Source organism: Flavobacteriales bacterium (assembly GCA_025210805.1).
GTDB lineage: Bacteria > Bacteroidota > Bacteroidia > Flavobacteriales > CAJXXR01 > JAOAQX01.
The window spans coordinates 147,870-170,874 of record JAOAQX010000006.1; the positions used below are offsets into that span (position 1 = coordinate 147,870).

At 33.8% G+C, this 23,005-nt stretch carries 21 protein-coding genes; 6 read left to right on the forward strand and 15 right to left on the reverse strand.

Annotated features, from left to right (window positions below; translation table 11 throughout):
* Positions 1-83: 83 nt before the first annotated feature.
* From N4A45_03505 to N4A45_03515, 3 genes are read right to left on the reverse strand one after another with little or no spacing between them, the layout of a single operon-like run.
* On the reverse strand, positions 84-2,651 hold the full coding sequence (locus N4A45_03505; GenBank protein ID MCT4664285.1) for a hypothetical protein: 2,568 nt from the start codon (positions 2,649-2,651) through the stop codon (positions 84-86).
* An 18-nt stretch (positions 2,652-2,669) separates the two neighbouring features.
* The gene (locus N4A45_03510; protein MCT4664286.1) at positions 2,670-3,269 is read right to left on the reverse strand and encodes a ribonuclease HII; all 600 of its coding nucleotides are present in this window, start codon (positions 3,267-3,269) and stop codon (positions 2,670-2,672) included.
* Positions 3,256-4,377: a glycosyltransferase family 4 protein gene (locus N4A45_03515; protein MCT4664287.1), complete on the reverse strand. Its 1,122-nt coding sequence runs from the start codon at positions 4,375-4,377 to the stop codon at positions 3,256-3,258. Before N4A45_03515 ends, N4A45_03510 begins: the two co-directional genes overlap by 14 nt.
* Positions 4,378-4,650: 273 nt before the next feature.
* Here N4A45_03515 and N4A45_03520 point away from each other — a divergent pair, with 273 nt between their 5' ends.
* Both N4A45_03520 and N4A45_03525 read left to right on the forward strand, forming a co-directional pair.
* A complete protein-coding gene (locus N4A45_03520; GenBank protein MCT4664288.1) occupies positions 4,651-6,096 on the forward strand; it encodes an oligosaccharide flippase family protein in 1,446 nt (481 codons plus the stop codon).
* A gap of 155 nt (positions 6,097-6,251) precedes the next feature.
* Positions 6,252-6,956: a hypothetical protein gene (locus N4A45_03525; GenBank protein ID MCT4664289.1), complete on the forward strand. Its 705-nt coding sequence runs from the start codon at positions 6,252-6,254 to the stop codon at positions 6,954-6,956.
* A gap of 120 nt (positions 6,957-7,076) precedes the next feature.
* Here N4A45_03525 and paaJ read toward each other — a convergent pair whose 3' ends face one another.
* The 11 genes from paaJ to N4A45_03580 form a co-directional block, all read right to left on the reverse strand.
* Positions 7,077-7,574 (reverse strand): phenylacetate-CoA oxygenase subunit PaaJ, encoded by a 498-nt coding sequence (gene paaJ / locus N4A45_03530; GenBank protein MCT4664290.1) that lies wholly within the window; start codon positions 7,572-7,574, stop codon positions 7,077-7,079.
* Positions 7,575-7,586: 12 nt separating this feature from the next.
* Positions 7,587-8,348, reverse strand: coding sequence for a phenylacetate-CoA oxygenase subunit PaaC (paaC, locus tag N4A45_03535; GenBank protein ID MCT4664291.1), 762 nt, complete (start codon positions 8,346-8,348; stop codon positions 7,587-7,589).
* Positions 8,349-8,357: 9 nt separating this feature from the next.
* The gene (gene paaB, locus N4A45_03540; protein MCT4664292.1) at positions 8,358-8,648 is read right to left on the reverse strand and encodes a 1,2-phenylacetyl-CoA epoxidase subunit B; all 291 of its coding nucleotides are present in this window, start codon (positions 8,646-8,648) and stop codon (positions 8,358-8,360) included.
* Positions 8,649-8,689: 41 nt separating this feature from the next.
* Positions 8,690-9,640, reverse strand: coding sequence for a 1,2-phenylacetyl-CoA epoxidase subunit A (paaA, locus tag N4A45_03545; protein MCT4664293.1), 951 nt, complete (start codon positions 9,638-9,640; stop codon positions 8,690-8,692).
* Between the two features lie 294 nt (positions 9,641-9,934).
* The gene (locus N4A45_03550; protein ID MCT4664294.1) at positions 9,935-10,504 is read right to left on the reverse strand and encodes a hypothetical protein; all 570 of its coding nucleotides are present in this window, start codon (positions 10,502-10,504) and stop codon (positions 9,935-9,937) included.
* Positions 10,505-10,619: 115 nt separating this feature from the next.
* Positions 10,620-11,480 carry an RluA family pseudouridine synthase gene (locus tag N4A45_03555; protein ID MCT4664295.1) on the reverse strand — a complete coding sequence of 287 codons (861 nt, stop codon included), beginning with the start codon at positions 11,478-11,480 and terminating at the stop codon, positions 10,620-10,622.
* 11 nt (positions 11,481-11,491) lie between these two features.
* Positions 11,492-12,496: a DNA polymerase III subunit delta gene (gene holA, locus N4A45_03560; protein ID MCT4664296.1), complete on the reverse strand. Its 1,005-nt coding sequence runs from the start codon at positions 12,494-12,496 to the stop codon at positions 11,492-11,494.
* A 9-nt stretch (positions 12,497-12,505) separates the two neighbouring features.
* Entirely contained in the window at positions 12,506-12,991 is a 486-nt protein-coding gene (locus tag N4A45_03565) for a hypothetical protein (protein MCT4664297.1), read from the reverse strand.
* Between the two features lie 9 nt (positions 12,992-13,000).
* Positions 13,001-13,795 (reverse strand): (Fe-S)-binding protein, encoded by a 795-nt coding sequence (locus N4A45_03570; protein MCT4664298.1) that lies wholly within the window; start codon positions 13,793-13,795, stop codon positions 13,001-13,003.
* Positions 13,792-15,153, reverse strand: a complete 1,362-nt coding sequence (locus tag N4A45_03575) for a (Fe-S)-binding protein (GenBank protein MCT4664299.1) — start codon at positions 15,151-15,153, stop codon at positions 13,792-13,794. The genes N4A45_03570 and N4A45_03575 overlap by 4 nt, the downstream gene beginning before the upstream one ends.
* Before the next feature lie 41 nt (positions 15,154-15,194).
* Positions 15,195-16,088, reverse strand: a complete 894-nt coding sequence (locus N4A45_03580) for an MlaD family protein (GenBank protein ID MCT4664300.1) — start codon at positions 16,086-16,088, stop codon at positions 15,195-15,197.
* Positions 16,089-16,236: 148 nt separating this feature from the next.
* Here N4A45_03580 and N4A45_03585 point away from each other — a divergent pair, with 148 nt between their 5' ends.
* From N4A45_03585 to N4A45_03595, 3 genes are all read left to right on the forward strand, one after another.
* Positions 16,237-16,647 (forward strand): hypothetical protein, encoded by a 411-nt coding sequence (locus tag N4A45_03585; protein MCT4664301.1) that lies wholly within the window; start codon positions 16,237-16,239, stop codon positions 16,645-16,647.
* Between the two features lie 6 nt (positions 16,648-16,653).
* The gene (locus tag N4A45_03590) at positions 16,654-17,334 is read left to right on the forward strand and encodes a hypothetical protein (protein ID MCT4664302.1); all 681 of its coding nucleotides are present in this window, start codon (positions 16,654-16,656) and stop codon (positions 17,332-17,334) included.
* A gap of 508 nt (positions 17,335-17,842) precedes the next feature.
* Positions 17,843-19,207, forward strand: a complete 1,365-nt coding sequence (locus N4A45_03595) for a hypothetical protein (protein ID MCT4664303.1) — start codon at positions 17,843-17,845, stop codon at positions 19,205-19,207.
* Positions 19,208-19,472: 265 nt separating this feature from the next.
* Here the strand turns inward: N4A45_03595 and N4A45_03600 are convergent, their stop codons facing one another.
* The gene (locus N4A45_03600; protein MCT4664304.1) at positions 19,473-21,314 is read right to left on the reverse strand and encodes a hypothetical protein; all 1,842 of its coding nucleotides are present in this window, start codon (positions 21,312-21,314) and stop codon (positions 19,473-19,475) included.
* A 983-nt stretch (positions 21,315-22,297) separates the two neighbouring features.
* On the opposite strand from N4A45_03600, the gene N4A45_03605 reads away from it, so the two are divergent.
* The gene (locus N4A45_03605; GenBank protein ID MCT4664305.1) at positions 22,298-23,002 is read left to right on the forward strand and encodes a DNA-binding response regulator; all 705 of its coding nucleotides are present in this window, start codon (positions 22,298-22,300) and stop codon (positions 23,000-23,002) included.
* Positions 23,003-23,005 lie beyond the last annotated feature (3 nt).

Sequence of the window (23,005 nt, forward strand, 5' to 3'; positions counted from 1 at the left end):
CATAAAAATATTGTTGTAATATAAAAACTATAATATTTAATCAAAAAGCAATAATAAAACTATTTCGCACCTAATTTCTTCCTCTATTCCACCCGTACTCGGTACCCATAAAGTGTTCCATCGCTTGCTCCCGAAATCAATAATAAATGGTTTTTAGAACTAATTATTCCAGGTGCAGTATTTCCAAATACCGGAAAACCATCTTTCAAACTTCCCTCGGTGTCTATGAGGTAAATTTCATCTAAGGCAGGATTATTAACAGCGAAAAAATTATTTTTAGAATTAACCGCCAATGAAGACTGAAGTAGTTCATTTTCAAACTCATAAACCTCTTTCCCTATAAAGAGTTTTTTATTGGATAAATAAATATTCTTGCCATGCTTATTGTGATAGAAAATATTACTCATTCCATGGGCTCTTGGTTTTACACTTCCGTTGTATCGGATATCATAAAAAGCTTCTTTTCCTAAGATTTCAAAAAGAACATTGGCTCTGTCTGAAAGCGTAAACATACTCCCATCGGGTATTTGAATGGTTTCATTCACTTTAATCCTTGTTTTTCCCACACGGTTTAGAACACTTACTTTGTTTCCACTACGTGGAATAAGGAGATAATCTTTACCCTTTTCTCTCAAATGTTGTGGCATTCCTGTACTTGCTGTATTTTGCTTCCAAGCTTTCCACCCTTTCACAGGTTTTCCTTGGGCATCATACATCGCAAGATTTTTTTCACAAGGAACAAGAATTCGATAATTTTTATTTCTATCATAATCAAATAATCCATGACCTGCCTGTGCCTGAGAAGGTAAATTCACAGGATAACCTTTCACTTTCTTTCCGTTTCTATCCAGTAAATACAGGTTGTCTTCTGTATTGAAAAGTAATTGAAGTCTGCCATTTTTATAAATATCTATCTGATTAATATTTCCTAAAATGGGTTTTGGTAATTCCTTTTTCCAAAGAATTTTACCTGTTTGTGAAATCAAATAAAGAATATTGTTTTTGTCTTGAATAGCTATTTCTCTTTCTTTTGTTTGATGATTTTTTACAATCTGTGGAGCCATTCTTGGCTTAGCTTCCAAGCTTAAACTCCAGGCTAATTTTGTTTCCTCTTTTGGCAGTTCAACCTTAGGATTCTTATTGGCTAAATTAATTTGTAGATAATCATCTTCTGCACTAATTTGCATCATTACCTTACCTAGGTTCTGAATACTTTGTCCGACCTCTTTCTGTTGAGTTTTATTTTTATCATTAGCCATTTGCATCGGGAAAAGCTTTAGGGCTTCATCAGAAATATAAACCTGAACATTGGTATTGGTATTTAATTCTTCTGCTATCTGATTATAAGCTTCTTGCTTGCTCAAAACATTATCTGCTTTGTAGTCATTTACTACTGCTTTAAGATTTGCTATTTCGTCAGAAACAATAAGAAACTCATCCAAAACAATGGCTTTTGGACTTTTGAAACTTTTGAAAAAACTTCCAAAAAAATAGTATAATAACTCAGGGTTTTTAAAGCTAGAAATGTTTACTTCTCTATAAATATCCTCAGATGCATTTAAAAAATCTGGGGCAAATTCGGCATCTTTTAATTTGATGAGTCCTACCTTATTTTGATCTTCAATTGTGTTTCCACAATACGCTATAGAAAACTCATTATCAATAGATTTAGCAAGTTGTTTTTCTTTTACCTTGTGTTTTTTTCTATAACTTCTATAACTTTCAAATTGTAGATTTCTTTCCAAAACATTGAGTCTTTTAGGAAGGTAATTATTAAACTCTGGAAAAAGATAACTTACGTAATACTGAGTATTTGAGGGTAAATAATTGGCAACTTGAGCCTCTGTTTTTCCTTGGTTTTGAAACTGGAAAAAGAAATCGTTTTTGGGAGAAACAGTTGAAATTCCACTCCATAGCATGGTTTTAGAATCCATTTGCAGGTCTAAAGCCACCCATTCTTCTAAGCCTGAAAAAATTTCAAAGGTTTTTCCATAAGTCATATTCAATATTTTCAAACCTTCTTCGGTTTGCAGGTAGATATTTACAACCTCTGATCGATCTGCCGATTGAAATGCTTTTTGGAACTGAAGATCTTTTGTGAGATCATTTTCTGCTGAATATTGTCTAATGGCATCTTTAAGTAAAATTTCTTCGTTACTCAAAATAAAATATTTTTCTATCTGAGTAAGGTATAAATTCCATTTTTTAAGGCTGATAATCTCTTGATTATCATAAGTAATTTTGTTTTTTTCTTCTGTATCCAAACTACTTTGAACTCCTTGCCATAATTCCTCATTTTCGTTGTCTAAAATGAAAAGTTGTCCAAATTTCTTAGCGCCTGTTGGGTGCATTGAAAAAGAATAATCATAAGCTCCCCAAAGCGAATAACCTTTGTTATCAAGTTGATTGTTGAGTTGATCAATGGATTCAAAAAAACTATTGAATTTATTAGAATTGGTCAATAGTTTCGAGAATTCCATTTCCTCAAAAGCCTTTTTGGTTTTTTTAAGATTTCTTCCTTCCACAATTAATGCGGCATTTTGTGGAATTACCTGAATATTCTCTGTTTTTTTATATTGAACTTCTTCTTTACAAGAAAATACACTTAGAATAACAGTGAGTAGTATGATGAGTGATTTTAGGGCTTTCATTATCAATATATCTTCGTTTTAAAAAGGCAATTTGGTTTGCTTGCTAAGTAGTTTAAAAGTTTTCCGATGGTATGGCGAAGCTCCGAATTTTTCTATGGCTTCACGATGTTTTTTTGTTGGATAACCTTTGTTAGCCTTCCAATCGTATTCAGGATGGCTTAAATGGTATTTTTCCATAAGTAAATCTCGCTCTGTTTTTGCAAAAATAGAAGCGGCAGCTATACTCATAAATTTTGCATCTCCCTTCACGATACAATGATGCTCAATATCTTTGTAGGTATTAAAACGATTTCCATCTACTAAAATTCTATCAAAGTTTTCTTTCAATTCATCGAGTGCACGATGCATTGCCAAAAAAGAAGCTTGCAGAATATTAATTTCATCAATTTCAGTTTCAGAAACAATTCCTACTCCATAAAAATAACCTTGCTCTATCATTTTTTCCCGAGCTTCCATTCTTTTTTTATGACTCATTTTTTTTGAGTCATTAAGCTCAGTAATTATTTTATTTTCGGGTATAATGACTGCTGCGGCCACCACTGGACCTGCCAAACAACCTCTACCTGCTTCATCACATCCTACCTCTATGCCTTCTTCTTTGTATTTATTTTGCAACATAATCTATGGCTTTACTAATATTTAGGGCTACTTTTTCCCAAGTAAAAAATTGGGCTCTAGCCAAGCCTTTTTCTACTAAATCTTCTTGTCTCTTAGAATCTAAAATGTCTGAATATGCCTTTTTTATTGCTTCTTTATTTTCTGGATCAACTAACAAACCTGCATCCTTCACAATTTCGGGCATACAACTATTATTTGCTGCTAAAACTGGACACCCACAAGCCATCGCTTCCACAAGAGGAAGTCCAAATCCTTCATAGGTAGAAAGGTTCACCAATGCTTCAGCTCCATTGAGCAATTCTATCAATACTTCATCTGTTTGTCTGCCCAAAAAAAGAAGGTCTTTTTTATGCGAAACTGAGTTGAATAACGTCTCTAATTCTCGATCAGAAAACATGGGTTTTCCCACAATCAAGAATTTCATGGAAGAGCCTGTTTCTGTTTTAAATTCATCAAACGCTAAAACGGTTTTACTGATATTTTTCCGTTTGCTTATGGCTCCTACAAACAAAAAAAATGGTTGAGAATCTGTATATTTTCTCTGTATTTCTCTTTTGGATATTTGGGCTAATTGTTTAAAATTCTTTGAAACACCATTATAACAAACTTGGATTTTGTCTTTCTCTAATCCATAAACTTCTTGAATCTCTTTTGCCGAAAATTCTGAAACGGTAAGGACCAAATCTGATCGATGCGCAAACTTTGGGAAATTTCTTCTCAAATAATAACCATTCCACCCTTTTAAAAGAGATCTATTCCTAAGAAAATTAACATCATGTTGCACACTAATTTGCTTAGTAGTGGTAAAATGACAGACATAGGACTCTGGAGAAAAGAAGAGGTCTATTTCATATTTCTTCAAGACTCTTGGGAGTTGAAATTGAAACCAAATATCCCAAAGAACAGGATGAACTGCTGGTGGACCAAATACTACAGGAGTAATATTTTCTGCAAAGATAAATTCTGGATCATAAGCCCTGTCAAAGAAAAAGAAAAAATGATCTTCTTGTCTGATTTTCACCAGCTCTTGAAGACTCTCAAAGGTAAATCTTCCGATACCTTCTATCCTATTTTTCAGCAATAATCTTACGTTGACACCAATATTCATTTTACAAAATTAAATCAAATATATTGCTTGATTCATACGAATTATGTTTTTTTGTCGTTTCATTGATACTTGTATTTCTGATTTCAAAATCTTTTAGATTTTGAAAAAGAAAATAAGACCATTTATGGTGTTAATTTACCCTCCGGTATTATGCCGATACATTGCGAAAGCTCTATTATGAATGAAATGAAGTAGTGAGTATTGAACAAGTAGTTGTATCAGTGAGTAATTTAGCACGTAATCGGTATAAGATAAAAATTTAGCACCAAACGTATGCAAAGGAAGTTTTTGATTAACCTTGGTTTTCTGCTTTTTCTCAATTTTTTGATCAAGCCATTCTATATTCTTGGAATTGATGCGGAAATGATCAATGCAGTGGGAACAGAATCTTATGGAACTTACTTTGCGGTGTTTAATTTTTCTTATTTACTTCAAATAATTCTCGATCTAGGAATTAATAGCTATAACACTCAGCATATTTCTCGTCACCATTCACTTATGGGAAAATATTTTAGCCATTTAATTGGGGTTAAATTGATGTTGGTGCTCGTTTATCTGATGTTCACACTAGGGCTAGGTTTACTTTGGGGTTACCAAGAGCTGGAATTAAAAATGCTACTTTGGTTGGGTATTAATCAATCTCTTATGGCATTGATTCTTTATTTGCGATCTAATATTGCTGGTTTGCAAATTTTTTGGCTAGACAGTGTTATTTCTGTTTTGGATAAACTCCTTCTTATTTTCTTTGCAGCGTATTTATTATGGGGTGAAGCTTTTCCGAAACCTTTAGATATTATGTGGTTTATTTATGCCCAAACTTTGGCTTTTGGTACTTCTTTTTTGTTTGCTTTGTTTTGGGTTTGGAAAAAATCTGCTTTTGTTCTTCCACGTTGGAATAAGCTAATCACTCTTGCTATTCTCAAAAAGAGTTATCCTTTTGCATTATTAGTTTTACTAATGACTTTTTACTATAAAAGTGATACCATCATGCTAGAAAAAATGCTTCCCGATGGCACGCTTCAATCGGGTTATTATGCACAAGCATATCGTTTTTTTGAGGCAGGAAATATGGTTGCTTATCTTTTTGCCACTCTTTTGTTACCAATGTTTTCAAAGCTTTTGGCAAAGAACGAAAGTATTCATTCCTTAGTGAAAATTTCTTTTCAGGTATTGTTTCCTATCTCCATTCTAGTAGCAACTGCTGCTTTGTTTTTCGGAAATGAGATTATGCAATGGAAATATGAGGATTTACATGAACATTCTTCGCATATTCTTGCTGTTCTGATGTTTTGTTTTGTGTTTATTTCCACCACTTATATTTTTGGGACTTTGCTTACCGCAAATGGAAATGTTAAATTACTCAATATTCTTTCGCTCTCTGCTTTGGTGATCAACATTGTTCTTAATCTTATTTGTATTCCAAAATGGCAAGCCTTGGGCTCTGCAATTGCCAGTTTAATCACGCAAATTTTTGTTTCTGTTGTACAAATCATTTTTTCACTTAAACATTTTAAGATTGAAGTGTCTCTAGCCTATTATTTCCGTATCATCACCTTCGTTTTAGTGGTTTTGGCTTTTGGGTTTTTATCTACCTCATTGAGCTCTTTATGGTTACTAAATCTCTCCATTTTCCTTGGTGTTTCTCTCTTTTTGGCTTATGCCACAAAAGCGATTCCATTTAAAAACATGTTGGATATTGTAAAAGATCGATCGAGCTAACAGACTGTTTTGAAATATTGTATATATTCGTTTCAAAAATAATTATACTGATTACTAGTTCAACACTCATTGACCTCATTTTATTCATCAATTAGTTTTCAGCAATGTATCGGTATAATACTATAAGCGTAAATGATCACTATAAATCGTATTAGATGAAATTAAAAATTGTATTCCCCATTCTTTTAGCCTTCCTCAGTATTTCTTGTACCGAAACCATTGAAATTCCCTATAAAGAGACAAAATTGGAAGGAATAGGAACTGTAAAATGGGCAAAACTCTCTCAAAGGGTTAATAAAAAAGGTGAAGTAGAATGTAAAAATTATTTTAGCACTAATACAGTAAAGAATGAAATTTTTGACTGCTACGGATGCACTAAACAGGCTCTCGTAAGTCAGTTATTCACACATCCCATGGCGTTGATAGAGGTGAAAAACAAGAAAGATCTTGAATACTTCAATTATGAAATTAGCCTAGAATCTAAAGAGCATATCAAAGAACTAAGAAAATATGTTCTGGATAAAATAGATTCAAAAGTTTATAGAGAAAAACGTTCTAAAAAAACCTATTTTCTTACTCACAAATCACCTCAGGTTTCTGACTCCAAGACAAAATGTTCTAGTTCAGGATCAAGCAATGTAATCACTATCAAGCATTGTAGTCCAAAAGAAATATCGAAATTACTAAGCTCTTATACCAGAACACTATTTTTTCATGCTACTGATAGTGTTTCTAAACACTCTCTAGAATTACCTTGGACACAAAATTTTTCGACACTCGAAACTGCTTTGGAAAAAGAAGGCTGGAATATTAAGGAAACTCAAAAAGAATGGGAATATTTGGTGGTAGAACAACGTTAGATACCAAATAGAAATGGAATTTTAAAACAAAACCCTCAAAAGTCGAATATCGATTTCTGAGGGTTTTGTTTTAGCTTATAAACAAGACACAAGTGTCTCATACCGATTATATCATTTACTCTAAATACATTTGAAATAATCAAAAGGTTCTAAGCAATCATCACATTTATATAAGGCTTTGCAAGCTGTAGAGCCAAATTGACTGATCATTTCTGTACTTTGTGAATGACAATGCGGACACTCTATAGTTTTGTGCTCTTTGAGAAGGAATCCTTTATTTGGAGATCCAACAGGAGGAGCAATTCCATATTCTTTTAGTGCAACTCTTCCTTTTTCACTAAGCCAATCTGTAGTCCAAGCAGGATGAAGAACGGTTTTTATTTCCGCTAACTGCAAATCTGCTTCTTTCATTACAGCACGAATATCACGCTCAATAAAATCCATTGCGGGACAACCAGAATAAGTAGGTGTAATCGTAATGATAAATGCACCCTTATTGTTTTTTTCTACTGCTCGAACAATTCCTAAATCCACAATAGATAAAACAGGAACTTCTGGATCCCTCACGGCTTCCAGTAGTTCCATAATGGTATTTTGATAATCTGGAATAGAAATCATGGTTTGTGTAGATTACCAGTTTGCGTTTGGAATAGTTCTTTGCATATATTGCAACTCAGACAAAACATGTCCAAGATACTCTGTATGAACTCCATTTCTTCCACCTTTCATAATATCATAAGCTTCTGACGGAAGTTCAAGTGTAGCTTCAGCAATTTGTTCTTTTACAAAAGCCATCCATTGATCTTTTATTGGTTCCATATTTGGAACAATTCCTTCTTTTTGAAGTGTTTCTTCTATTTCATCAGTTTCAAAAAGCTCTCCCGAAAAAATCCAAATATCATTTAGGGCATTTTGCACTTTTTCATGACTTTCTTCCGTTCCATCTCCAAGTCTTTTCATCCATCCTGAAGAGAATCTCAAATGATAAGTAACTTCTTTTAAAGACTTTGTAGCAAAAGCTGAAAGAAATTCATTTGTACTGTTTTCTAATGCTTGATAATAGAAATAGTAGAATGCATCAAAGAGAAATTGACGAGCAATTGTGTCTCCAAAGTGTCCATTTGGCTGCTCTGAGATTAAGCAGTTTCTAAATTCTCTTTCTGTTCTGAGAAAAGGAAGATCATCTTCGGTTTTTCCTTTACCTTCTACCTTTACGGCTTCTTGGTATAATGAACGAGCTTGCCCTAAAAAGTCCAAAGAAGTATTGATCAATGCAATATCTTCCTCTAGAACAGGTCCTTTACCGCACCACTCACTCATTTTATGCCCAATAATCAATTGATTATCAGCTTGTCTCACCAAGTATTCGAATAAATTATTTTTTTCTGCCATAGTTTTTTTCTAAATATTTTCTACTCCATCTGGAATGTGGTAAAACGTAGGATGGCGATAAACTTTGTCGTTGGCAGGATCAAAAAGTGGTCCTTTTTCATCTGGTGACGAAGCAACAATATTTTCTGATTTTACAACCCAAAGTGAAACCCCTTCTTGACGACGTGTGTAAACGTCTCTGGCATTTTCTATTGCCATTTTTTCATCGGCAGCTAAGATACTTCCAGCATGTTTGTGGTGAAGTCCGTTTTTACTTCTGATAAAAACCTCCCAAAGAGGCCATTCTGTATTATTTGACATGATTTTTTCTTTTTTTGTGATTGGTAATTTAGCTAGGATTATTAATTATGCTTTTCCGCATAGGCTAATGCTGCTTTTCTTACCCATTCTCCTTCTGTTTCGGCTTTTCTTCTGGCACGGATTCTATCTCTGTTACACAGTCCGTTTCCTTTGATAACTTGGTAGAATTCTTCCCAATCTATTGGGCTATGATCATATTGATTTTCTTCTTCATTCCATTTAAGATTTTCATCAGGAACGGTAAGACCTAGGAATTCTGCTTGTGGAATTGTTTTAGTGATAAACTCTTCACGTAGTTCGTCATTTGTTTGACGTTTAATTCTCCATTTCATAGACTGAGCTGTATTTGGAGAATCTTTATCAGAGGGTCCAAACATCATTAAAGAAGGCCACCACCAACGGTTTAAGGCATCTTGTGCCATAGCTTTTTGCTCAGGAGTCCCTTGTGCTAAAGTAGCAATGATATCATATCCTTGTCTTTGGTGAAAAGATTCTTCTTTACAAATTCTCACCATAGCTCTAGCATAGGGTCCATAGGACGTTCTACAAAGAGACACTTGGTTTTGAATAGCTGCACCATCTACTAACCAACCTACGGCTCCAATATCTGCCCAAGTCAATGTTGGGTAATTAAAAATACTTGAGTACTTTGCTTTTCCTTCCAATAGTGCATCTACGGTTTCTTGTCTTGAGGTTCCAAGTGTTTCCACTGCACTATACAAATAAAGTCCATGTCCAGCTTCATCTTGAATTTTTGCAAGAAGTGCCAATTTTCTTTTCAACGAAGGTGCACGGGTAATCCAATTCCCTTCTGGTAGCATTCCTACTACTTCAGAATGTGCATGTTGAGACATTTGGCGAACCAATGTTTTTCTATACGCTTCAGGCATCCAGTCTTTTGGTTCTATCTTCTCCTCACGGTCTATTCTTTGTTGAAACTTTTCTAATAATTCTGTTTCACTCATTTGAATTGATTTTTCAGGTTTTCTAATGGTTTTTCTTTCTTTTTTCCTATAAATCAATTGATTTGTGGATAAAAAAAAGGAAAGTTAAAACCGGCTCGGTATAAAGTTACTAGAAATAATAAATACTTGTGATAGTAAAATAGATAAAGCTTTGTTTACTAATATAATGACTAAAGATTCACAAAATTTAATCTTTCTATGTTTATTGCCCTAAAATTAAGGTCTTTTGTGCAAATATTATTTGATAATTATCATATTGTAAATCAAAAAAGCCATCAGCTTAGTCAAGCTGATGGCTTTTATTTATTTTTTTGAAGGTAATTAGTGAGAAGAGTAAATTTTCTCTACTGATGATTTTCCACCTTCATACTCTTTCTTTACGATAAAGAACCCTTTACCAATTGGCTCTTTTACTTCTCTACCCATTAAGTCATAATATTTAGTATGTAATAACTCTGCTTGAGCTTCTAATTCAGATATGTTTAATTTATCTCCTACACCTAATGTTTTTGAAAAAGTACAATATGCAGGATTCTCTGTATTCATTCCGTCTTTAAGCTTTAAGCTTATCGTAACAAATTCCAAAGCCGTATTTTTTACTTTTATTTTTGCGGTAAATGTTTTTGTATCTCCAGCGTTAATAGGAACACAAACTTCGTTTGCAATAACAAATTCAACGTCTGCATCAGATTCTGCCTTTAACCAATAATTACAAACGCTTAGCATTTCTGTCTTATTGTTTTTTACGTCAATTTTCACTGTATATTCACCAGCGTTTGAACCTGCTACAACTGGTTGAAAAGTTGTCTCAAGGTTTTTACATTCACTCCACTCTTGTCCGAATGAAATAAAAGAAATCATTGCAAAAATAGATAGTAGAAGTTTTTTCATAATTAATGATTTAAAGGTCTAGTTACCAAAGATAGTAAATATATTTTGGGCTAAGAAATCTTTTTATTGTAAATTCAGGTAAAAGAACCCGTGTTTTATTGTTAATGATTGTTAATTATCTAAATATCCAATCAAACTTTTTTGGTTTTGGGATGCTCAGACTTATTTTTTCATTCCAAATAGGATGCTGAAAGGTTATATTATTAGCAAAGAGAAAAAGCCCTTTATCTTGCGGGGTTTTCTTGGCATTATAGAGCTTATCACCCGCTATAGGGGTTTCATTTTCTGCACAGTGAATACGGAGTTGGTGTGTTCTGCCTGTAAAAGGTGTTAATTCCAATAAATGCAAAGGTCCCCATTTTCTGGACTCGGCACTTTTTAAAACCTTAAAACCACTTTTGCTTGCTTTATTTTCAATTGCCCTTTCCCAAAATCCTTCCTGTTTAGTAAAATTACCTTGTACAACTGCCAGATATTTTTTTTCAATTGTCTTATTTTCAAAAGATTTTGAGAAATAATCTCTCACCTTTTTAGTTTTTGAAATAATGAGAAGACCAGCTGTTAACTTATCTAATCGGTGGCAAGGCTGAAATGAATCTTGAAATGCCATAATTCTACTCCTTTTCAGGTTGCATGGTAAAGCATTTTCTATTGTTTTATAATAATTTCCAGAAACAGGAAATCCTGCTGGTTTCTGCACGACTGCTAAATATTCGTCTTCGTAAATTACCGATATTTCAAGGGGAAAAATCTTCGCTAGTTTTGAATTTTTCCATTCTATTTCTACCCAATCGTTGGGATTTATTAAAGTAGCCGTTCTTGCGATGTTTCCATTCACTTGCACTTGATTTTTCTTAATCAATTTTTTCCATTGACTTTTGGAAACCACTTGAGGAATGAGGGTAATATCCAATTCAGACAATCGGATGGTTTTCTCTATATGAGGAATTTGAAATTTTTGAATATCACTAGACATTGGGAAGATGATTAGATATGGATCATCTTAAACACCAATTCTTTTAGGAGCTGCTCATCTGATAAGCTCACATTATCATACCCCTTGGAACGTACATCTGCTTCTCTCAAAAAGGAAAGAATTTGCACACTTTTTCTTAAATCAAGATATTTTGCAGCCGTTAAGTATTCTCCTACAAAAAAAGGATGAACCCCAATGGCTTTTGCTATTTCTCTTTCATTTTGGGTATTCATTCCGTGAATGATAATGAGTTTGGTAATATAATTATACAAAGAGGAAAGCGTAACAACAAGTGGGTGCTTTTTGGGATTTTGAGCAAAATGCTTTACAATCATCTGGCAACGTAAGGCATTTCTTGTAGAAATTGCTTTTTGTAATTCAAAAATGGTAAACTCTTTTAAAACACCTATTTTTTCGGCGATGATATCTTCTGTGAGTGCTTCTCCTTCGGGAATGGTGATAAACAATTTAACCAACTCATTATAGATCAAACTTAAATTCGTACCCGTTTTTTCCAATAATAAACGAATGCTTCCTGGAGCTATTTTTCGTTTACTATCGGTTACAAAATTCTCCACCCATTTGAAGGCTTCATTTTCATAAAGTGGCTTGGCTTCCAAAAAAGCGATTTCTTTTGGGAAACTTTTATACAGTGCCGAGCGTTTATCTATTTTCTTTTGGCGGTAGCAGATTACCAAAACCGTTTTTGGAGCAATTTTTTGGAAATAGTCTTTAAATTTTTCTATTCCTTTTAATAATTGAGCTTCTCGAACGATAACCATTCTGTTCTCTGCCAAAATAGGATATTGTTTGGCCGAGGAAATAATATCCAATACATTGGAATCTTTTCCATAAAACACTTGAGAATCAAAGTCTTTCTGTCCTTCATCCAATAAAGTGTCATCTATTAAATCGGCAATGTAATCTGTAAAAAAAGGTTCTTCTCCCGAAAGAAAATACACGGGTGAAAAATCCCTTTTTTTTATACTACGAATGATTTCTTCGGCCTTTTTCACTATTTTGAATTATTTCAGCATGGTATAGTAAGCACTTTCAGAAATAGGTTCTTTGGCTGCTTCCAAGAATTCCTTTTTTGAACCAAGAGTTGTTTTATAAATGAAATCTTCTGCGGTAATTTCACCAGTTTTAAAACGTTTTTTGAGATCATTGATATGCATGGTTTCAAAAATCCCTTGCACCTCAACAGCTATTTGCCAACGATCAAAAAGCTCTACACCAAAGGTTTCTGAAATTTCTCTTAATGCACGCACAGAGGAATCAATAGAACACCCTGAAGCTTGATTCTCTACTTCATCAGAAAAAAGAACAATCATTTGATCCGCCACAAGCTGATAAGAGGCTTGAAGTGGACTCCCGTGTACTTGCCAATTTTCACAAAGTGTTTCTAGTTTTTTGTTGAGTAAAGGTAGCTGACTTTCCGTAAAGGCTTTATCGGAAAGGTATATCCATACTTTATTATTGTTTGAAAGAGATTCAAAAGGAACAAACATATCTTAAAATTATAAGTCTTGAGCGTTAGCAACGAGTTCTGCAATATCATAAACGGCAATATCCGCTTCTTTGTTTTTTGCTTTTACTCCATCGGTCATCATGGTATTACAAAAAGGACAACCTGTGGCAATAATATCGGGTTTTACTTCCAAAGCATCTTCTGTACGTTCTACATTGATGTCTTTATCTCCTTTTTCGGGCTCTTTAAACATTTGAGCACCTCCTGCTCCACAACACAATCCACGAGATTTACAACGTTTCATCTCATGAAGTTCATTGGTAAGTTTCGTAAGAATTTCTCTTGGTGCTTCATAAACCTCATTGGCTCTACCGAGGTAACAAGGGTCATGGAAGGTGATTTTCTTGTTCTTAAACGTTCCGTTTTCTATAGTAATTTTCCCAGCATCTATCAAACTCTGAATAAGCTCGGTATGATGAATTACTTCATATTCTCCACCGAGTTGTGGATATTCATTTTTAATTGTGTTATAGCAATGCGGACAAGTAGTTACAATCTTTTTTATTTCATAAGCATTTAGAATTTCGATATTCATCATGGCTTGCATTTGAAATAAAAATTCGTTTCCAGCTCGTTTTGCAGGATCTCCTGTACAGTTTTCTTCGGTTCCTAAAACAGCAAAGCTTACTCCTGCTTTATTGAGGATTTTTACAAATGCTTTGGTTATTTTCTTTGCTCTATCATCAAAACTACCAGCACATCCTACCCAAAAGAGTACTTCTGGAGCTTTTCCTTCTGCCATCATTTGTTCCATGGTGGCTACTTGTGTATATTGATTGCTCATGCGTTTGCTTCTTTGTTGTTTTCTTCTTCTTTGAGTTCTTCTGCCCAGTTCAGTCTATCTGCTGGAGAGAATTGCCATGGGGCTCCGTTATTTTCAATATTATTAAAAATCATATTGAGTTCTGTAGGTGCTGCCGATTCTTCCATCACTAAATATCTTCTTAGATCTACAATAATAGATAATGGATCAATATTTATTGGACAAGCTTCTGTACAAGCATTACACGAGGTACAAGCCCAAATTTCTTCTCTGGAAATATAATCGTCAATCAAAGATTTTCCGTCTTCTTTATCTGCTCCGTTTTTATCTTGGAAATTTCCTATTTCTTCAATTCTATCACGAGTATCCATCATGATTTTCCTTGGCGAAAGCTTCTTTCCTGTTTGATTCGCAGGACACTCTGAGGTACAACGCCCACATTCTGTACAAGAATATGCGTTCATTAGCTGAACCCAAGTAAGATCAGTAGCATCTTTTGCTCCAAATCTTTCTGGTGTGTCTTCTTCGGCTCCTGGATCTGGTGCTGCAAAAGGATCGGCATTAGGATCCATCATCATTTTTACCTCGTTAGTAACCGCTTCCAAATTGTCTAATTTCCCTTTTTCTTCAAGTTTTGCATAAAATACATTTGGGAAAGCTAAGGCAATATGTAAATGCTTTGAATAGATAATATAATTTAGAAAAAAGAGAATTCCGATAATATGGAACCACCAAGTAAATCTTTCGATGAACATTAATGCTCCATTTGACAATCCGTCAATAAGAGGAACCAGCATAGAGCTGATGGGAAATGATCCTGCTTGAACAAAATGGTCTGCTCCTCTTGTTTGAAGAATATAGTCTGAAGCATTCATAAAAAGGAATGCCGACATCAAAGCAATTTCGATCATTAAGATTAGGTTCGCATCATTCTTTGGCCAACCTTTCATTTCACTAAGATTAAATCTTCTAATTTTTACAATATTTCTTCTCACAAAGAATACCACACATGCCAGAAGAACAAGGAAAGCCAAAATTTCAAATGATCCGATTAGGAAATCATAGAACCCTCCCATAAATGATAAAACACGGTGGGTTCCAAAAAGACCATCGATGATTATTTCGAGTACTTCTATATTGATAATCACAAAACCTGCATAGACAATTATATGTAGAAGTCCTGCAATAGGTCTTACCGTCATTTTACTTTGTCCTAAGGCAACTTTTGCCATCAGTTTCCACCTTTCGGCAGAACGGTCAGAGCGGTCTATTTTTTTTCCTAAGAAGATATTTCTTCTAATCCTTTTTATATTCTTCGTAAAGAAAAATATAGCTCCTGCCAAAAGAATGGCAAATAAAATATTAGAGATGATTCCCATAGTTTTTTATAAAAATCTGTTTGTTGTTTCTGTTTACTGTTTTATTTTTTGTCCTTTCTTCCGAAAACAGAAAAATGAACATATCTCTTTGGGTGCTCTTTTAGGTCTTTCAAGAGTTTATCGAGAGATTCGGTGGATTTACTTAGGTTGTTGTAAAGGGTTTCGTCTGTTGTGAGTTTATGCAAAGTTCCTTGGTCTGAATTGAGCTTTGCAATCATTTTGTTTGATTCATCAAGCGTGTTTTGAAGTTTTTGGCTGAGTTTCTTCATTTCAATATCTTGAATAGCTTGATTTGCTGAGCTTGTTGTTTGTTCTATCTCTTGTAAAGTGGACTGAGCTATTTGGCTCGTTTTTTTAAGAGAAAGCATTAGAGCATCTACATTGTTGAGTTTTTGATTCAGATTAGCCTCTGCCATAAATTTATTGAGGTTCTGGGCTAGTGTTTTAAACTCAGCTAGTGTTTGATCTACTTGCGTCATCAAAACATCTATTTTCCCTGTCATAGGGCCAATGGCATTTGTTACACCCGCCAAGGCACTTGCTTCTACAGTTCCAATAAATTTTTGATCTTCTTTTATGAGTTCTTGTGAAGCTCCTAATTCTAGGTCAATCATCATTCCTCCCATAAGACCACTAGACTTCAAAACTGCCTTGGTGTCATTAGGGATTGGGTGATCTGTAGTGAGCAAAAGCTCTACTAAAATCGACGATTTCTTATTTTTTAGGATTTCAATATTTTTTACTTGCCCCACTTTGATTCCATTAATCATTACGGGTGCACCGTCCTGTAGGTCATTTGCTTGATCATATTCCACATAGGTATTGTATCCAAGAGAAAAAGCATTGTTTCCTTTCACAAAATTGATCCCGAAATACAACACAATCAAGCTTATGATAACCGTAGTTCCAATAAGTGATTCTTTTTTAGCTTTCAAAATTATATTTTTGGTTGATTAACCCACAAAGGTAACAAAACTTTAGGGCTCTCAGATAACTAAAAAAACAATTCTTCAATTTGATTTTCTAGTCAGTAGATGCTTCAAATGGTATGGCAATAATCATTTTTTTTATATATTTGGTTCTATGAAAAAAATCTTATTTCTTTTTGCAATAATTTTTTCCTTTGTCCTTGGATCATGTACCAAAGAACTGGATAATCGTCCTGCTCAATTAATTGATGAAAATGCACTTCATGAAGACCCGAAAAATATCCTAAAATTCAAATGGAAAGGGCCTAGAGAGCAAAACCAAAGGCTTACGATGTGGAAAAGTAATTTGGATGAAAACACCGCAGGCTTAAAAGCACCAGATTTATTTAGAGTTGCGCTGCCAGTTTATCTAGAATCTACTGGAGAACACGATGTTTTTGAAATTGAAATAAAAACTTGGCAACCTACTAATTTTGCTCAATATAATTGGAAAATCGAAACCTTTTATCCAGAAGGTGTAGTGGAGTCTAATATTAGAACATTTGTTCCTAACAGTAAACCATAAAACCCCATGAGATATTTTATTTTAGCAGTATTCGGATTAAGCCTCATGGTGAGTTGTACTAAAGAAGAAAGTACGCTTGATTTTGATAATAAAGTTTTGAGTTATGTACATGCAGACACAAAACAACCGATGCCTTGGTTCTCTAGATCTACAAAGAGGAAAACGAGTATCTATGAGTTGAATACCAATCTTATTCTTGATGAATCTGAGACTGAAACAAAGGTCAATAAAAGACTGATTCTCGCTCAAGAGAACTTAAAGCACAATTTGACAGCAAAGGGTTCCAGTGAAATAATTCCTTATCACCTTTCTCATATAGATGAGATGACTTGGCATACAAATGGATATTTACTTCCTGCCAATCCTATAAAGGTTGATTTTGCCTATGAGTATTTAGATCCTGAAAACTATGATGATTTTTTCAATATTTTAAAAGGAAAACCAGGGTATCAATTTGTAAAATCTACCACAAATTTTGGTTCGGGATTTAGTTTTACCAATAAACCTTTGATAGATAGTCTCATTATTCACCAAAACCTAAATTTTGAAATTCTCTCTCTAAACACTTCTTTTGTTCAAAAGAATTTAAAATTAGAAAAAGAATATCATACAAAGATTAATCATTACTTTATTCGTCCTATCCAAGACCATAAGGTTGCTGAAAGAAGCATTAAAAAAGTTGAGTAAAGGAAGAAACAAAAAAATAGACAAGACCAGTTTTTAGATAATAGAAACTGGTTTTTTTTATGTAAATACATACCACAGTGTATGATACTCATAAAAAAAGCGGCTCCAGAAGAACCGCCTACTCCTCATCCTATTTTATTTTAATTAGCTCGCACCCTAATCAAAATATAATGAGTTTTAAAGAGTAATATATAATGAGTTATACATTACTACCACACAGAGACAAATATAGGCTAATGAAAGCCATTAGTTGGTGTTAGTAAAGCATTTGGGAAAAATACACTATAAAAAATGACTTTTTCGAATTTTAGCATTTAATGATACATCCTTTCTTAAACAGAATAAACACAACCTAATAAATTGATATCAAATTCATTAATTTTAAATAAAACCTTTGTTATTCGTGAAAATCACAAAATAAAGCCACAAAATCACAAATAGTATTAAGTACAATTTTGGTTGATTCAATACCCGCATTTTTGCATTATTAATTAAAAAAAATAGTAAAATGCACTATAAAAATTGCATAAGAGGAATCTTTTTCATAATTCCGTTTTTGTCCTTAGCACAAGTGGGGATTGGTACGTCAAATCCAGATGCATCGGCGATTTTAGATGTTACCTCCACTAATAAAGGGTTCTTACCACCAAGAATGACTGAAACCCAAAGAGGTGCTATCAATGGGGCTGTGGAAGGACTTGTTGTATTCTGTACGGACTGCTGCACTGATGGAAGACTATCGTTTTATAATGGAACTGCTTGGACTAATATTCCAGGGTGTTCTCAATCAACAAATCTTGGTCCCTTAGAAGATAGAGATGGAGATGGAATTCCTAATAATGTGGACATTGATGATGATAACGATGGTATTTTAGACGCAGAAGAATATCAAACTATTGTTTTGAATCAAGCTACGACTATTCCCACTGGGAACGGAAATCCTTATGGGGGAGCATCTTTAGATAGTCTCAATAGCTATACGGGATATAGAGGTTTAAGAATCTCAGATGCTTCAGGGCAATATGCCTTGGATATTGTGGACTTGTATCAAGATGATGCCAATGCCTCTGTACCTGCATCATTCACTTTATTAGGACAAATTAAAGATTATAGTGGGAATGCTCTTAAAAATGGTCCAAGGGCTTATGCTGTTTTATTATTTACAACACAATACTCCCCAACACCATGGAAATTTGATGAGTTGAATATTTCAGAAATAAATAGTTTATCTAGCCATAGTGCTACAAAAGATGCCTACTCATTTGAAAATGCTACATTATCGAATATCCCAACTCCTGGTCGAGACGCTGCCATATTCTATATAGACCCCAATAACTCTAATAAAATCGGTAATGTAAAAGATTTTGATCAAGATTATTCTACAAATCCAGCTGATTATCAACCCTCAGACATCGGGAGTCAGGCGAGTTTCTCAACAGCTTATTCTAATTCAGGAAATTCTTTAAAAGAAGTCTTATTGAATATGGCAAACAGTTCGAGTAATCACTCACTTAAAGTTAGTTTTGATAGTTTATACACTCAAACAAAACTTCATCTATGGGATGCTGCACAAGCAAACAGTATGGGTTGGATATTTGAAGCAGCTACCTCCACGAGTACGCCTCAAGACTTCGACAACGACGGAATTCCAAATCACTTAGACACCGATTCTGATGGTGATGGTTGTTCGGATGCTTATGAGGCTGGCTTAGCAGGAGCACAAGGGAATCCTAATTTCGCCTATGATATAAATAATGTAGGAGCCAATGGTTTTATAAACACCTTAGAAACCAATGATGATGGAATACCTACTTATGGCGCTCTAAATTTATCGACTGCTGTGTATAATTCATCAAATACAACTTGTCCATAATATCAGTGAGTAATTATATAAGTTGTTGTATATTTTGAATGTTAGTTAGCCACCAAAACAAATTTTTGGTGGCTTTTTTTTATTCACATCTTTGCATTATACCAATTACTAAAATCACTTGTATCAATGCATTCATAATTGAGCTTTAGCAATGAATTGGTATGATAATTATGAATAAATTAATACCAAAAATGGTATTAATACAAAAAAAAGCACTCAGAAAAGAGTGCTTTTTTGTAAAAAAGTATCGATTTGATAGAATACGTTACATAGACTTATAATTATACCACAGTACAGGTAAAAAATTAGCATTAGACCGATATGGATTCCCTTTATCATCATATCTTAGAACATTAGAATTTATAATACCCGCAGCTCTTGTCCACCATTCATAAGACCCACCATTATTGTATGCATTAACTACAAAAGAAACTTCCTGATTATCACAAACTAAAGCACCTCTACCGCTTATTTTAGAGATAACCCTTTTTATTGGGTTCAAAGAATAAAGATTAGATAAATTCACTACATCATCTGTATAATCAGTATTGGTCATATAATATTGTAAATTACTATGAAAATACAAGACACTATCCTGAGTAAGAAATACCGATTGCCCAAATCCTCCATGAGCACTTCGAATATTCAAATTATTTAAATCAGTAGCATTCGGTGCATATAATTTATTTTTTAAATTCAGATTTTCATAAATAGAATAATTCTTTCCATTATGAGTTTCGTATCGCAAAGTATAAACAATGGGTGCATACGATGCTGAATTCAATCCTGAATCATAAAGTTTTCCATCACTCGCTAGAATAGGTGCATGAACATATTCTCCTACATAACTTTTCGCACTGACACCTGTAGGGAATTCAATACGCCTGATTATATTTCCTTGAACAACATTTGCAAATCCATCTTCGGTAATCATAAAAGCACGTGGGGTATCCTTTTCTACCCAAAACGTCACCTCATCATCTGCTGCTCGTTTTAGTTTTGTATTAAACATTTCTAATACATCATTAAGAACATCGGCTTCTCTTAGAGTAAAAGATTCCTTTAGCGTTGCCGGTGCTACAGATTGATGCAACTCACTACTCGTAACTTTACTTACATAAGGTGAAGAACTTGATCTTTTTCTCCCAGCAGAATAAAATTTGTTCTCAGAATAGGAATATGTATATAGTGAAAAATCTAAATTGTTTTGTTTTTTTGTTAAAAAGATATTATCGAATTTGATATTGACATTATTCCCATTTGCGTACATCTGGGTCATTTGATATCGTTTACTCCCTGAATATAAAGCAGTATCCAGATTAAGCACCTTATTGGGGTTATTGGGATCTATCAAATTCAATGTCATACCCCAGGCGGGTTGAGTTAAAGCTCCACCTTGGTAAAGACTCATACCATAGAGCGATCCATCTTCTGCCAACATAAAAGTTTCGGCTATATGACTTACTCCATTAGGAATAAAAGTAAATTCTTTCCATGTTTTATTTGGCACCTGTTCACTTATTGCTTTCAACTCTACGGTTCCTAAGGCAGTTTCATCGGCATTGAGAGTTGAACTCGGGTAAGGTGTAAGGATACTCCGATATTGCGGTAAAATACTATAAATTACACCAGAATTTACATAGAATTTTTTTCTGTTTTCGCCCAAATGTATAATATTCGTGCGTTGCGCAGATCTACTGATGAGGTTGATACGCTCTGATGTAATATTTCTATAAACTGATGTATTGGCAAAGCCTGGGTATTGCCCACCCACGCTTCCTGTGATTGAAGAAATACTTAAACCTCCATTGGACCCAGAACCGGGGGAAGTTCCTCCACCACCAGAACATAAATCTTTCCATTGCGAAGCTGCAAAAACCTGAAGACAATTCGCATCTGTATTGTAAACTAATAAACCTTCAGAAGGCGAACCTCCATTTATAGCATCTCTTTGAGCAGTGGTCATTCTTGGTGTCAAAAGCCCCTTACTATCTGAAGTAATATCCAGAATAGAGGAAGGATGAGGATTGGTTGTACCTATACCGATTTGTGCACTTAAATTTGAGGCAAGTACACCAGTTAGTGCGAATAATAGCAGATGTTTCATTTTAAAAAATTTATTTTTATATAAATCTAATGTTTTAGACCCTTTATCACAATCTCTTCATTTATTTTGTGAGAATCACCGATGTTTTTGTGAAAGAGTAGAAAATTTTAAAAAAACCATTCGTACCACACTACCCGATCAAGTACTAAATACCACTTATCCTGTCTTTCTACTCAATCCCTAAACATTCTATTTGCAATGCAAAACTCGTACAAGACAATTTTGCCTACAAATCCATTATTATTTAAAAAAAATTGAAGTATTTAATCCAACATTCCAACAAGTAATACTGATGAGCCATTATCACCAAAAATGGTTTAATAGTATAAAAGGACATAATACCAAAAGGTAAAACTCGCAAGCATCACAAAAAAAAACACAATTATCACATAAACCAAATCTTCATAAGTCCAAAATTTAATAATTATCATATTTGTTTTATCTAATGTTAAATGCACCAAAAATGTTAAAAAGAAAATTATTTGTACGGTCCGTTACTACAATCTTAATATCTTTTTTTTCATGTAAGCTCGAGTGAAATTGAATAGCAGCTCCATATATCTCACCTACTGAAGACTCCAAGCGATAGTAAGATTTTTTGACTCCAGAAGTACAACGGAAAATCCTATTCTTCAAGAGGAACAGAACCTGTGACATCATGTTCTTAACAAGTGTAAAAAAACCTACAAAGATAAATTTGCCGCACCTGAACAATCAAATGCTTTAAATAACTTTTGGATTCACTAATTATTGTGATTAGTAAATTACCACTATAAATGGTCGTATTTAATTCTTTCGTTTGTTCATAAATTTTAATTGTGGGTTTATTTAAAGAACACTCTCGAGAACGAGAGTGTTCTTTATGCTTTTACACAATTTGTTTGATAATCAAATAATCATAAAAGTTAATTTATCATTAAAAACACTTGTTGCAACAGTGTAAAAAATATAATGTATTTTTGCAATAAACGCACCCGATCAAAATGGATACACAAATCTCTTTAGCCATCATAGAAGATGATTTCTTCTTAGCTACTGGACTAAAAAAAATATTAAGCAATAATGGCTACAACGTACACCAAACATTCCCTTCAGGCGAACAATTTTTTTCTCAAGGTGACTTTGAGCAAATAGATCTTGTCATTATCGATATCATGCTCAAGGGAACACTCACCGGAATTGATATTGGTAAGAGGTTAAAAGATGATTATCCTAATATCCCTTTTATTTTTCTCACAGGGCTTTGTGACAACCAAACTATCAAAGAAGTCCTTGCTCTGGATCCAATATGCTATATCAAGAAACCTTATGATGATACTACACTTTTAGTAAATATCAATATTGCCACTACTAAAATAAATGAAGCAACAGAAATAGAATATTCAAAAGTAAAAATTAACGATGGTAAAAAGTACTATCATTTAAGCATCAAGGATATTTTATTTCTACAAAGTGATGGAAACTATGTAAATTTCTTTTTGACAAATGGAAAGGAAATTATGGTAAGAGGAAAATTAAATGACTACTGCGAATCACATGATTTTAAAAGCTTTATTCGCACACATGTTCGTTTCTTGATAAATCCTGATCATATTTTTCATTATAATTATCGTTATTTTGAAATAGAAAATCACCAGATACCCATTTCAGAAAAATATCGACCTGAAATGAGATTAAGATTCAAATAAAAA